The sequence below is a fragment of the Pseudomonas sp. 13B_3.2_Bac1 genome, from assembly GCF_025466205.1.
GTDB lineage: Bacteria > Pseudomonadota > Gammaproteobacteria > Pseudomonadales > Pseudomonadaceae > Aquipseudomonas > Aquipseudomonas fluorescens_H.
In genome coordinates this window covers 9,474-24,906 of record NZ_JANLOG010000072.1, presented here as the reverse complement: position 1 = coordinate 24,906, position 15,433 = coordinate 9,474, and the positions used below count along the sequence as shown (strand labels likewise).

1 protein-coding gene (running past one end of the window) is annotated in these 15,433 nt (G+C 64.4%); it reads left to right on the top strand.

Annotated features, from left to right (window positions below):
* A protein-coding gene (locus NTD85_RS11130) for a non-ribosomal peptide synthase/polyketide synthase (protein ID WP_315975135.1) crosses the window boundary here: on the top strand, positions 1-15,433 show its 3' portion. It extends 2,411 nt beyond the left edge of the window; the window shows 15,433 of its 17,844 coding nt (coding positions 2,412-17,844); the start codon falls outside the window, past its left edge; it ends in the stop codon at positions 15,431-15,433.

Below are 15,433 nucleotides of genomic sequence, written 5' to 3'. Positions count from 1 at the left end.
GCCGACGCCGGTGGCCGAATACGCCTTCAGCCAGAACCTCGAACACCCGACCCTGCGCACGTTGCTGATCGGCGGCGACCGCTTGCGTCAGTTCAATCGCAACCAGCATTTCGACGTGATCAACAACTACGGCCCGACCGAGGCCACGGTGGTCGCGACTTCAGGTCTGGTGCAAAGCGGCGATGCGCTGCACATCGGTAAACCGCTAAGCAACGCCACGGTCTACCTGCTCGACGAACAGCAGCGCCCGGTGCCAATTGGCGTGGCTGGCGAGTTGTACGTTGGCGGTGCCGGGGTCGCCCGTGGCTACCTGAATCGTCCGGACATGACTGCCGAGCGCTTTCTGCGTGACCCGTTCAGCCGCGCGCCGAATGCACGGATGTACCGCACCGGTGACCTTGCACGCTGGCGCGAGGACGGCAATATCGAGTACTTGGGGCGAAACGACGATCAGGTGAAAATCCGTGGCGTGCGCATCGAGCTGGGCGAGATCGAAACCTGCCTCAACCAGTTGCCGGGGATTCAGGAAGCGGTGCTGCTGGCCCGCGAAGATCAACCCGGCCAGCCGCGACTGGTGGCTTACTTCACCGAACAGGCGCAGGTCGAAGCGCTGCCGGTGGGCGAGTTGCGTGCGCAACTGCTCAGCCGTTTGCCGGAGTACATGGTGCCGACGGCGTTCGTCAAACTCGCCGCGCTGCCGCTGACCGCCAATGGCAAAGTCGACCGCAAGGCCTTGCCGGCGCCGGATCTGGCGGCGCTGTTCACCCGCGAGTACGCAGCGCCCGAAGGCGAGGTGGAAACCGCGCTGGCGCAGATCTGGGCCGACGTGCTGCAGGTCGAGCGGGTCGGGCGGCAGGATCACTTTTTCGAACTCGGCGGGCATTCTTTGCTGGCGATGCGCATGGTCTCGCAAGTGCGCCAGCGCCTGGGTGTCGAGCTGGCGCTGAGCGATCTGTTTGCCAACGCCGAACTGGCGGCGGTCGCGTCAGTGCTGAGCGAGGCCGGGCGCTGTGCGCAGCCGCAGATCGTGCCGGTCCCGCGTGACGGCGCGTTGCCGCTGTCGTTCGCCCAGCAACGCCTGTGGTTCCTCGCGCAAATGGAAGGCGCCAATACCGCCTACAACATTCCCGTGGCCCTGCGTCTGCGTGGCCGTCTCGATGACGCGGCGCTGCAACGCGCACTGGCACGGATCGTCGCCCGCCACGAAACCCTGCGCAGCCGCTTCGCGCAATTCAACGACGAAGCGCAGGTGCTGATTGCCCCGGTGGACACCGGTCTGCTGCTGCGGGTCGAAGACCTGCGCCAGCACCCGCAACCTGAGGAAACCCTACAGGCGCTGATTCAGGGCGAAGCTTCGGGGCCGTTCGACTTGCAGGACGATCCGTTGATTCGTGGGCGGCTGGTACGCCTGGCCGACGATCACCATGTGCTGTTGCTGACCCTGCACCACATCATCTCCGACGGCTGGTCGATGGGTGTTTTGACCCGCGAACTGATGGCGCTGTATCAGGCGTTCAGTCATGGCCAGCCGGATCCATTGCCGCCCCTGGCGCTGCAATACACCGACTACGCGGTGTGGCAACGGCGCTGGCTCAGTGGCGAAGTGCTGCAACGCCAGAGCGAGTACTGGCAACAGACCCTCGCGGGTGCCCCGGCACTGCTGATGCTGCCGACCGATCGCCCGCGCCCGGCGCAGCAGGACTATGCCGGCAGCAGCGTTGCCGTCGTGCTCGACGAACGCTTGAGCGCCGGGCTCAAAGCCTTGGGTCAGCGCCACGGCGTGACCCTGTACATGACGCTGATGAGTGCCTGGGCGATGTTGCTCAGCCGCTTGTCCGGGCAGGCTGAAGTGGTGATCGGTTCGCCGGTGGCCAACCGCACCCGCGCCGAAATCGAAGGCCTGATCGGCATGTTCGTCAACACCCTGGCGCTGCGCATCGACACCTCGGGCGAGCTGAGCGTCGAAGCACTGCTGGCGCGGGTCAAGGCGCAAACCCTGCAAGCGCAGGCGCATCAGGATCTGCCGTTCGAGCAAGTGGTGGAAATCACCCGGCCGGTGCGCAGCCTGGCGCACAGCCCGTTGTTCCAGACCTTGCTCAGTTGGGATGGCCTCGAAAGCCCGGCGCTGGCCCTCGGCGAACTGACGCTGGAGGGCGTGGCCGAGCCGAGCCACTTTGCCAAGTTCGACCTGTCGCTGAGCCTCAGTGAGTCCAACGGCATCATTCGCGGAGCGCTGGAATACGCCACGGCGTTGTTTGACCAGCGCACGGTCGAGCGCTTCACCGGTTACTTCCTGCGCCTGTTGCAGGCGATGGTCACCAACGATCAGGCAGTGCTGGAACACGCGCCGCTGCTGGCGCAGGAAGAACAGCAGCGCTTGCTGGTCGAGTTCAATGACACGCAGGTCGATTACAACCTCGATCAGACCATTCACGGTCTGTTCGAGGCGCAAGTGGCGCGCACGCCGCAGGCCATTGCGCTGCAAAGTGAGGAGCAGCGCCTGAGCTTTGCCGAACTCAACGCCCGGGCCAATCAACTGGCGCGGCACCTGCGTGAATTGGGCGTAGGGCCGGATGCGCGGGTGGCGATCTGCGTCGAGCGCGGTCTGGACATGGTGGTCGGGCTGCTGGCGATCCTCAAGGCCGGCGGCGGTTATGTGCCGCTGGATCCGGCGTATCCGCTGGAGCGTCTGGCTTACATGCTCGAGGACAGCGCGCCGCTGGCGGTGCTGGTGCAGGGTTCGACGCGTTCGTTGCTCGGCGAAGTCGCCGTGTCGGTGATCGATCTGGATCAGCCGCACTGGCAATCGCTGCCGACTGACAATCTATCGCTCGCTGAATTGACCCCGCAGCACACCGCCTACGTGATCTACACCTCCGGTTCCACTGGCCAACCGAAAGGCGTGATCAACGAACATCGCGGGGTGGTCAACCGCTTGCTGTGGATGCAGGACGCCTATCAACTCACCGCCAGCGACACGGTGTTGCAGAAGACCCCGTTCAGCTTCGACGTCTCGGTATGGGAGTTCTTCTGGCCGTTGATGACCGGCGCCCGACTGGTCATGGCCCGGCCCGAGGGGCACAAGGATCCGCAGTACCTCAGCGAAATCATCGAACGCGAACACATCACCACGCTGCACTTTGTTCCGTCGATGCTCGATGTGTTCCTCGCCCACGCCGACACCGCACGTTGCAGCAGCCTGCGGCAAGTCATGTGCAGCGGCGAAGCGTTGCCGGGCAGCGTGGTACGGCGCTTCAAGCAGCAACTGCCGGCCAGCCAATTACACAACCTCTATGGCCCGACCGAGGCCGCAGTGGACGTAACGGCATGGAATTGTGCCGGGCCGCTGGAGCAAACGCCGGACAACACGCCAATCGGCAAACCGATCGCCAACACCCGCATGTACATCCTCGATGCCCAGCAACAACCGGTGCCGCACGGCGTGGTTGGCGAGTTGTACATCGGTGGCGTGCAGGTGGCGCGTGGTTATCTGAATCGCCCGGAACTGAATGCCGAACGCTTCCTCAACGATCCGTTCCAGAGCAATGGGCGGATGTACCGCACCGGCGATGTCGCGCGTTACCTGCCGGACGGCAATATCGAATACCTCGGCCGTAATGACGATCAGGTGAAGATCCGTGGTTTGCGCATCGAACTTGGCGAGATTCAGGCTCGCATGACGCAGATCGACGGCGTGCAGGAAGCCGCCGTGCTGGCCCGCGAAGACGTGCCGGGCGACAAGCGTCTGGTCGCGTACTACACCGGCGCACCGCTGGAAATTGAAACACTGCGCGGCCACTTGCTGGAAAATCTGCCGGACTACATGGTGCCCGCCGTGTTCGTGCATCTCGATGCACTGCCGCTCAGCCCCAACGGCAAACTCGACCGCAAGGCACTGCCGGCCCCGGATCTGGCGGCGCTGACCGCCCGTGAATACGAAGCGCCGGTCGGCGAAGTGGAAATCGTCCTCGCGCAGCTCTGGGCTGAATTGCTCAAGGTCGAGCGGGTAGGGCGCCATGACCATTTCTTTGAACTCGGCGGCCACTCGCTGCTGGCGGTGAATCTGGTGGCGCGGATGCGTCGTGCCGGTCTGACCGCCGACATTCGCGTGCTGTTCAACCAGCCGACCCTGGCTGCACTGGCCGCTGCCGTGGGTGGCGAGCCCGAGGCCGAAGTCGCGGCCAACCTGATCACTGCGGACTGCACGAGTATCACTCCCGAGTTGCTGCCACTGGTGGCGCTCGACCAGCCAAGCATCGACCGCATCGTCGCCAGCATCCCCGGCGGCGTGGCCAACGTGCAGGACATTTACCCGCTGGCGCCGTTGCAGACGGGGATCCTGTTCCATCACCTGTCCGCCGCGCAGGGCGATCCGTACGTGTTGCAGGCACAGTTTGCGTTCGCTGACGAGCAACGCCTTGACGCTTTCACCCAGGCCTTGCAGAACGTAATCCATCGCCACGACATCCTGCGCACTTCGCTGTTCTGGGATGGGCTGCAAGACCCGGTGCAAGTGGTTTGGCGTGAGGCGCCGCTGGCGTGCGAATGCCTGGAACTGCATGACGCGGACGGCGATGTACTGGAGCAATTGCGCCAACGCTTCGACGCTGCGCAATACCGCATGGCCGTCAATCAGGCGCCACTGATGCGCGTTGTGCACGCCTGGGACACCGCCAATCAACGTGTGGTGGCGTTGCTGCTGTTCCATCACCTGGTGATGGACCACGTGGCGCTGGAGGTGCTGCAACATGAAATGCAGACGTTCCTGATCGGCCAGCCGCAACGTCTGGCCGAGCCAGTGCCGTATCGCAACTATGTGGCGCACAGCCGTGGCGCAATCAGTGATCAGGCGCATGAAGCGTTCTTCCGCGAAATGCTCGGTGACATCAGCGAACCGAGCGCACCGTACGGCCAGCAGAGCATTGCCGAGGGCCACGCCGCGGAAGCACGACGGGTACTCGACCTCGATCTGAGTCAGCGCGTCAGGGCCAAGGCCCGGCGTCTGGGGATCAGCGCCGCGAGCCTGATGCATCTGGCCTGGGCGCAGGTGCTGGGAAAACTCTCCGGGCGTGACGCGGTGGTGTTCGGCACCGTGTTGCTGGGGCGGTTGCAGGCGGGCGAGGGCGCCGAGCGCGCGCTGGGGGTGTTCATCAACACCTTGCCGCTGCGCGTCGATCTCGGGCAACGCTCGGCGCAGGAAGCCGCGCTCGCCACCCACCAACAGTTGAACGCGCTGCTGCAACATGAGCATGCGCAATTGGCACTGGCCCAGCGTTGCAGTGGTATGCCCGCCGGCACGCCGTTGTTCAGCACGCTGTTCAACTATCGCCACAGTGCAACTGCCGGCACGCCTTCCCCGGAGGCGGCGAACGCGTGGCAAGGCGTGCAGCTGCTCAATACCCAGGAGCACACCAATTACCAGTTGAGCGTGAGTGTCGATGACTTCGGCGAAGGTTTCGGCTTCACCGCACTGGCTGCCCCCGGCATTGATCCCGCACGCATCTGCGAATACCTGCAACGAGCGGTGAGCAACCTGCTGCAGGCGCTGGAGCAGACACCGCAAGTGAGCGTTGACCAGGTGTCGATCCTGGCGCCGGACGAACGCCGGCAATTGCTGGTCGAGTTCAACACCACCGAGCGGGAATACCCGCGTGCGCTGACCGTGCACGCATTGTTCGAAAGGCAAGTGGCGGCAGATCCGCACGCCATCGCTGTCGTGCATCGCGGGCAAACGTCGAGTTATGGCGATTTGAATGATCGGGCCAACCGCTTGGCCCACTACCTGATCGCTCAAGGCGTACAGCCGGGCGATCATGTGGCGATCCTGCTGCCGCGCTCGCGGGAGCTGTTGCTCGCGCAGCTGGCGATTGCCAAGTGCGCAGCGGCCTATGTGCCGCTGGACATCAACGCGCCGAGCGAGCGCCAGGCGTTCATGCTCGAGGACAGCCGCGCCGTGGCGTTGCTGACCCTGCGTGGCGAAAACATCGACTATCCACTGCAGCGCATCGATCTGGATGCCCTGACGCTGAATGACCAGCCTGCGCACAACCCGAATCTGGCGCAGTCTTCGGAGTCGCTGGCGTACATCATGTACACCTCCGGTTCTACTGGCACGCCGAAGGGTGTGATGGTGCCGCACCGTGGCATCGCTCGCCTGGTGCTGAACAACGGTTATGCCGATTTCAACCCGCAGGATCGCGTGGCGTTTGCCTCCAACCCGGCGTTCGACGCCAGCACCATGGACATCTGGGGGCCACTGCTCAACGGCGGACGCGTGGTGGTGATCGATCACCAGACCCTGCTGGATCCGCACGCGCTCGCTCGTGAATTGAGCGCCAGCGGCGCGACAATCCTGTTTGTCACCACGGCGCTGTTCAACCAGTACGTGCAACTGATTCCGCAGGCCCTGAAAGGCTTGCGCATGGTTCTGTGCGGCGGTGAACGCGGCGATCCGGCAAGCTTCCGCCGCTTGCGGGCCGAGGCGCCACAGTTGCGCATCGTGCATTGCTACGGCCCGACTGAAACCACCACGTACGCCACCACGTTTGAAGTGCACGAAGTGGCGGAAAATGCCGAAAGCGTGCCGATTGGCGGGCCGATCTCCAACACCCAGGTGTATGTGCTCGATGCGCACCAGCAGCCGGTGCCGATGGGCGTGACCGGCGAGTTGTACATCGGCGGGCAGGGCGTGGCCCTCGGTTACTTGAACCGTGCCGATCTGACGGCGGAAAAATTCCTGCCCGATCCGTTCAGCGACCGTCCGGGCGCGTTGCTCTACCGCACTGGCGACCTCGTGCGCTGGCTGGCGCCGGGGCAGCTCGATTGCATCGGACGCAATGACGATCAGGTGAAAATCCGTGGTTTCCGCATCGAACTCGGCGAGATCGAAAATCGTCTGCTGGGCTACCCGGGGATCAACGAAGCGGTGGTGCTCGCCCGGCGCGATGGTCAGGAACCGCTGCGGCTGGTGGCCTACTACACCGCGCACGACGGCACGCTGGACCTCGCCGACCTGCGTGAGCATTTGCAGGCGCAGTTGCCGGAATACATGGTGCCGAGTGCCTGGGTGCAGCTCGATGCCTTGCCGCTGAACAACAACGGCAAGGTCGATCGCAAAGCCTTGCCCGAACCAGATGCTGCGGCGTTGTTCACCCGTGAATACGTTGCGCCGCAAGGTGAACTGGAAACTGCGCTGGCGCAGATCTGGGCCGAGACCCTGCAAGTCGAACAGATCGGCCGCCATGACCACTTCTTCGAACTCGGCGGGCATTCGTTGCTGGCGATGCGCATGCTGTCGCAGGTGCGTCAGCGTCTGGGCGTCGAATTGCCCCTGAGCGAGTTGTTTGCCGATCCGCATCTCAGCGCGGTGGCCGAAGTGTTGAATCGCGCCGGGCGCAGCACGCTGCCGGAGATCGTCGCGGCGGCGCCTGATCAAGCGTTGCCGTTGTCCTTCGCTCAGCAGCGCCTGTGGTTCCTCGCGCAAATGGACGGCGGCAACTCGGCCTACAACATTCCGCTTGGCCTGCGCCTGCGCGGGCAACTCGATGGCGAAGCGCTGCAACGCGCATTGGCGCAGATCGTAGCGCGGCACGCCACCCTGCGCAGCCGTTTCGTCAGCATCGACGATCAGGCGCAGGTGCTGATTGCGCCGGTCGATAGCGGCCTGCTGTTGCCGATTGAAGACCTGGGCCAGGACCCGCAGGCCGAAGCCAGCGTGCAGGCGCTGCTCGCGCAGGAAGCCGCGACAGCCTTCGATCTACAACGCGATCCACTGATTCGCGGACGCCTGATACGTCTGGCCGACGAGCACCATGTGCTGTTGCTGACCGTGCATCACATCGTCGCCGATGGCTGGTCGATGGGCGTGCTGACCCGTGAGCTGATGGCGCTGTATCAGGCCTTCAGTCACGGTCAGCCGGATCCATTGCCACCGTTGACGCTGCAATACGGCGACTACGCCGTGTGGCAACGGCGCTGGCTCAGCGGCGAGGTGCTGCAGCGGCAAAGCGATTACTGGCAGCAGACTCTCGCCGGCGCACCGGCGTTGCTGACCCTGCCCACCGACCGTCCGCGTCCGCCACAGCAGGACTTTGCCGGTAGCAGCGTCGAAGTACGGCTGGACGAGCGCCTGAGCGCCGGGCTCAAAGCCTTGAGTCAGCGCCACGGCGTGACCCTGTTCATGACCCTGATGAGTGCCTGGTCGCTACTGTTGAGTCGTCTGTCCGGGCAGTCCGACGTGGTGATCGGCTCGCCGGTGGCCAACCGCACCCGGGCCGAAATCGAAGGCCTGATCGGCATGTTCGTCAACACCTTGGCGCTGCGCATCGACACCTCGGGTGAACCGAACGTGGCCACACTGCTGGCGCGGGTCAAGGCGCGCACGCTGGAGGCGCAGGCGCATCAGGATCTGCCGTTCGAGCAGGTGGTGGAAATCGCCCGGCCGGCGCGCAGTCTGGCGCACAGCCCGTTGTTCCAGAGCACGCTGAGCTGGGACAGCAGCGTCGGGCCGAACCTGGCGCTGGGCGATCTGAGTCTTGAAGGGGTGGCCGCGCCGGGCCGGGTGGCCAAGTTCGACCTGACTTTGACCCTGGGTGAGGTCAACGGGGTGATTCGCGGTTCGCTGGAATACGCTACGGCGTTGTTCGATCAAGCGACCGTCGAGCGTTACGTCGGCTACTTGCAGCGCCTGCTGGCGGCGATGGTCAACGATGAGCAGACCGTGCTGGAGCGGGTGCCGTTACTCGCCGAGTCTGAGCGTCAGCGCTTGCTCTACGACTTCAACGCCACCGCACGCGAATACCCGCAAACCCTGACCGTGCACGGGATTTTCCAGCAGCAGGCAGCGGCGCATCCGAAGGCGGTGGCGGCGGTGCATGGCGAGCATTCGTTGAGCTACTTTGAGCTGAACGCCCAGGCCAACCGACTGGCGCATCACTTGATCAGTCAAGGCGTACAGCCGGGCGATCATGTGGCGATCCTGCTGCCGCGTTCGCTGGAATTGCTGGTGGCGCAACTGGCGATTGCCAAGTGCGCGGCGGCCTATGTGCCGCTGGATATCAATGCCCCGAGCGAGCGTCAGGCGTTCATGGTCGAGGACTGTCAGGCAGCGGCGTTGCTGACCCTCAGCAGTGTAGTCATCGACTACGCTGCGCCACGTATCGACCTTGACCGCTTGATCCTTAGCGGCCAACCGACGCACAACCCGAACCTGCTGCAATCCTCGGAAGCGCTGGCGTACATCATGTACACCTCCGGCTCCACGGGCACCCCGAAAGGCGTGATGGTGCCGCACCGCGCCATCGGCCGCCTGGTGCTGAACAACGGCTACGCCGATTTCAATGCGCAGGACCGCGTGGTGTTCGCCTCCAACCCGGCGTTCGACGCGAGCACCATGGACATCTGGGGGCCGCTGCTCAACGGCGGGCGGGTGCTGGTGATCGATCATCAGACCCTGCTTGATCCAAACGCATTCGGCCGTGAGTTGAGTGCCTCTGGGGCGACCGTGCTGTTCGTCACCACGGCGCTGTTCAACCAGTACGTGCAGCTGATTCCGCAGGCGCTCAAAGGCTTGCGCATTCTGCTGTGTGGCGGTGAGCGCGGCGACCCGGCGGCGTTCCGTCGACTGCTGGCCGAGGCGCCCGCGCTACGCATCGTGCATTGCTACGGCCCGACCGAAACCACCACTTACGCCACCACCTTCGAAGTGCGTGAAGTGGCGGAAAACGCCGAGAGCGTGCCGATTGGCGGGCCGATCTCCAACACTCAGGTGTACGTGCTCGACGCGCATCAGCAACCGGTGCCGATGGGCGTGACCGGCGAGTTGTACATCGGCGGGCAGGGCGTGGCGCTGGGTTACCTGAACCGCGCCGATCTGACCGCCGAGAAGTTCCTGCGCGATCCGTTCAGCGATCAACCGGGCGCGCTGCTGTATCGCACCGGCGACCTCGCACGCTGGCTGGCGCCGGGGCAGCTCGATTGCATCGGGCGCAATGACGATCAGGTGAAGATTCGTGGTTTCCGTATCGAACTGGGCGAAATCGAAAACCGCCTGCTCAACTGCCAGGGGATCAAGGAAGCGGTGGTGCTGGCGCGCCGCGATGGTCAGGACATCACCCGTCTGGTGGCGTACTACACCGCGCACGCCGGCCGTCTGGACAGTGCCGATCTGCACGCGCAGTTGCTGGCGCGACTGCCGGAATACATGGTGCCGAGCGCGTGGGTGCAACTGGATGTCCTGCCGTTGAACAACAACGGCAAGGTCGACCGCAAGGCGCTGCCGGCGCCGACACAGGCAGCGATGCTCAGCCGGGTGTATGTCGCGCCGATCTCGGCGCTGGAACAACATTTGGCGCGGATCTGGGCTGGCTTGTTGCAGCTCGAGCAGGTCGGTCGTCACGACAACTTCTTCGAACTGGGCGGGCATTCGTTGCTGGCGATGCGCATGCTGTCGCAGGTGCGCCAGCAGCTGGGCGTCGAGCTGACACTCGCCGAGCTGTTTGCCAACCCCGAGCTGGCCGCCGTCGCCGAGGTGTTGAGCCGGGCGGGGCGCAGCACCTTGCCGGATATTTTGCCGGCGCCCCGCGATCAGCTATTGCCGCTGTCATTCGCCCAGCAACGCCTGTGGTTCCTGGCACAGATGGACGGCGGCAACAGCGCCTACAACATCCCGGTCGGTCTGCGCTTGCGCGGTCGGCTGGATGAAGACGCGCTGCAACGGGCACTGGCACGCATCGTCGCGCGTCACGAAACCTTGCGCAGCCGCTTCAGCCAGATCGACGATCAGCCGCAGGTGCGGATTCTGCCGGCCGACACCGGTCTGTTGCTGCCGCTGGAAGACCTGCGTCAGCACCCGCAGGCTGATAACGCCTTGCGCGGCCTGATCGAGGAGCAGGCCTGCGCTTCGTTCAATCTGCAGCACGATGCGCTGCTGCGCGGACGTCTGGTGCGTCTGGCGGATGATCATCATGTGCTGTTGCTGACGCTGCACCACATCATCGCCGATGGTTGGTCGATGGGCGTGCTGACCCGCGAGCTGGCCGCGTTGTATCAAGCGTTCAGCCGTGGCGAAGACGATCCGCTGCCGCCGCTGGCGCTGCAATACACCGACTACGCGGTGTGGCAGCGGCGCTGGCTCAGTGGCGAGGTGCTGCAGCGCCAGAGCGATTACTGGCAGCAGACCCTGGCCGGCGCGCCAGCCCTGCTGACCCTGCCCACCGACCGTCCGCGTCCGCCACAGCAGGACTATTCCGGCAGCCGCGTCGACATGCTGCTCGATGAACAGTTGAGCGCCGGTTTGAAAGCCTTGTGTCAGCGTCGCGCGGTGACGCCGTACATGGTGATCATGAGCGCATGGGCGATGTTGCTCAGCCGTTTGTCCGGGCAGAGCGACGTAGTGATCGGTTCGCCAGTGGCCAACCGCACCCGCGCCGAGATCGAAGGCCTGATCGGCATGTTCGTCAACACCCTGGCACTGCGCATCGATACCTCGGGTGAGCCGAGCGGCGAAACGCTGCTGGCGCGGGTCAAGGCGCAGACTCTGGACGCTCAGGCGCATCAGGATCTGCCGTTCGAACAAGTGGTGGACATCAGCAAACCAGTCCGCAGTCTGTCGCACAGCGCGTTGTTCCAGACCATGCTCAGTTGGGACAACAACGACGGTCCTAGCCTGACCCTCGGCGACCTGACCCTGGAAGGCGTGGCCGGCGACAGCCACTTTGTGAAATTCGATCTGTCGCTGAGTCTTGGCGATTCGCACGACGGCATTCGCGGCTCGCTACGCTATGCCACGGCCTTGTTCGATGAGTCGACGGTGCAGCGTTTTGTCGGCTACTTCCAGCGGCTGCTGGCGGCGCTAATCAACGACGATCAGGCCGTGCTTGCGCAAGTGCCGTTGCTGGACCGGCAGGAGCAGCAGCGCTTGCTCGTCGACTTCAATGCCAGTGAGGTCGATTGTCCGTTGGAGCAGCCGCTGCACGGCTTGTTTGAAGCGCAAGTGCGGCGCAAACCGGACGCCATCGCGCTGCAATCCGCGCAAGGAAACCTGACCTACCGCGAGCTCAATCAGCGCGCTAACCGTTTGGCGCAGCACCTGCGCGAACTCGGTGTGCAGCCGGATGCGCGGGTGGCGATCTGCGTCGAGCGCGGGCTGGATCTGGTGGTCGGTCTGCTCGGTATCCTCAAGGCCGGTGGTGCGTATGTGCCGCTGGATCCGGGGTATCCGGCGGAGCGTCTGGCGTACATGCTCAAGGACAGCGCGCCAGTGGCGGTGCTGGTGCAAACGGCGACTCGCGCCTTGTTCGATGCGTCTGCGGCGACGTTGATCGACCTGGATCATGGCAGCTGGCAACAGTTGCCGGATCACGATTCGCCAGTGCCGGGCCTCAGCGCCTCGAGCCTCGCGTACATGATCTACACCTCGGGTTCCACCGGGTTGCCGAAGGGCGTGATGATCGAGCATCGCAGCGCCTGCAACATGGTGCATTGGGGTTCGCAGATTTCCCCGCCGACCGAACATGGCGCGTTATTGCAAAAGGCACCGTTCAGCTTCGACAGTTCGGTGTGGGAGATCTTCTGGCCGCTTTGTTCCGGGATGCGCCTGGTGCTGGCACGGCCGGACGGCAACCGCGATTCGGCGTATGTGGTGCAGACCATTCGCGAGCAGCAGGTGACGGTGGTCAAGTTCGTTCCTGCGCTGCTGCAGCAGTTCATCGAACAGGAAGGTGTCGAGCAATGCACCAGCCTGACCGATGTGCTTAACGGTGGCGGCGAACTCAGTGCAGCGCTGGCCCGCCAGGTGCGCGATCGCCTGCCGTGGGTGCGGTTGCATAACGTTTACGGCCCGACTGAGACCACGGTGGACAGCACGGGCTGGACGCTGGAACCGGAAATGCCGGTACCGGCCAACGTGGTGCCAATCGGCACAGCCTTGAGTAACACGCGGCTGTACGTGCTTGATGCGTATGGTCAACCAGTGCCACAAGGCGTCAGCGGTGAGTTGCACATCGGCGGCGTCGGCGTGGCGCGTGGTTATCACGGTTTGCCGGAAATGCAGGCCGAGCGCTTCATCGACAGCCCGTTTGTGGCGGGTGATCGCCTGTACCGCACGGGAGATCTGGCGCGCTACAACAACCACGGCGAACTGGAATTCCTTGGTCGCAACGACTTCCAGATCAAGCTGCGTGGCTTGCGCCTGGAGCCGGGTGAAATCGAGGCGCGGCTGATCGAACATCCGGCGATTCGTGAAGCGGTGGTGATGGTGCGCGATGAGCGTCTGGTGGCCTGGTACACCGTGCGTTCCGGCGTGGAAGCACCGAGTCTTGAGACGTTGCGCAGCCATGTGCTGGAGCGCCTGCCGGAATACATGGTGCCGGGCGCGTTCGTGTTGCTCGACGCCTTGCCGCTGACACCAAACGACAAGATCGACCGCAAGGCCTTGCCGGAGCCGGGGGCCGATGCGGTGATCAACCGCCCATACGTGGCGCCACAGGGTGACGTCGAAACCGCGCTGGCGCAGATCTGGGGCGAGGTGCTTGGCGTCGAACAGGTCGGTCGCCATGACAACTTCTTCGAACTGGGCGGGCATTCGTTGCTGGCGGTGAAGCTGGTCAATCTGATGCAACGGGCCGGGCTGTCGCTGTCGCTGGCCGAACTGTTCCAGCATCCGAGCGTCGAGTCTGCCGCTGCGCTGCTCAGTCAGGGCGAGGCGGTGAGTCAGCCTGAAGGGCTGGTCGTGGTGCGTGCCGGGACGCACGGCACGCCGCTGTTCCTGATGCACGAATTCAGCGGCAGGGACGTGTATTTCCCGACGCTGGCCCAGCACATCGGTGGCGAGTTCCCGATTTACGGCCTGCCCGGCGTGCCGTTGGGTCAAGCGCAATTGCGCACGCTGGAGTGCATGGCGCAGCGCATGGTCGGGATCATCCGCGCCGTGCAGGCACATGGGCCGTATCGATTGGCAGGCTGGTCGTTCGGTGGGGTGCTGGCGCATGAGGTCGCGCAGCAATTGCTCGGCCTCGATGAGCCGGTGGAATTCATCGGCATGCTCGACAGCTACGCGCCAAACCCGCTCGCTCAGGACAAGGCGCTGTGGAGCGGCGAGGGCCTCGACAAGCGCCAGTTGCTCGGCCATTGCCGTGGCCGTTCGTTGATGCTCGGTGCCGAAAGCGAGGCAGCACTGGCGGCGGTGCAAGCACTGGAAGCGCAAGTCGAACAACTGGATTTCCCCGAGCTGTTCAAGCGTTGCCAGGCACAGCAACTGACCGATCCGGAACTGGCGGCGGTCAGCGCGACGGACGCCTGGCATTACTTTGATCGCGAAGCGGCGCATCGCCTGGCGCTGGCGCATTACCGGGTCAGCCCGGCGAGCCAGACGATCCATCTGTTCCGTGCACAGGAGTTGATGGACGGCCAGTCGCTGCCGAGCCCGACGCGCGGCTGGGAAGAGCGCTTCGATATTGGCTTGCTGCACTGCATCGACATCCCCGGCGATCACCGGACCATGATGAAGCACCCGCACATCCAGGCACTCGGCCAGGCCATTACCCAGGCCTTGGAAACCTTGGTAGCGCCGGAACCGACGCTGTATCAACCGCTGTTGACGATTCAGACCGGGCAGCCGGGGCATGCGCCGATTTTCTGTGTGCCGGGGGCGGGTGACAGTGTCACCGGGTTCATTCACCTGACCGAGGCGATCGGCCCGGAATGGCCGATCATCGGTCTGCAACCGCGTGGGCTGGACGGCGTCAGTGTGCCGCACAGCGCGGTCGAAGCCGCTGCCGCGTTCTACCTGCAGGCCATCGAGCAGATTCACCCGCAAGGGCCGCTGCACCTGATCGGCCATTCGTTCGGCGGCTGGGTCGCGCACGCCATGGCCGCGCAGTTGCAAGCGGTCGGGCGCGAGGTGGCATCGCTGACGTTGATCGACAGCGAGGCACCCGGTGGTGACGGCACGGCGGGCAAGCCGTACACGGCCACTGCCGCGCTGCAACGGTTGATCGACACCCTGCAACTGTCCTGTGGCAAATCGCTGGGCATCGATCCTGCGACCTTCGCCAACGCCGACGACACCACGCAACTGCGCCTGCTGCACGAAGGCATGGTGCGTGCCGGGGTGTTGTCGGAGCGGGCGGCGCCGAATGCGATGCACGGCCCGGTGCGGACCTTCGCCAGCGCCTTGCGCACGGTCTATCAACCGCGTCTGGCCTACACCGGGCCGGTGCGGCTGGTGCTGGTTGATGACCCGACGCTGGACGAGTGGGGCAATCAGCGCGAACAGGCGGCGGTGCTTGCAGGCTGGCAGCGGCAGGTCAGCGATCTGGCGGTGTGGTACGGGCCGGGTAACCACTTCACGATTCTCAAGGCGCCCAACGTCTTCAGTTTCGCCGCGTGGTGGCATGACGGTCTGTCGCTGGCGGTCGGCGAAGTGCTGTCCTGA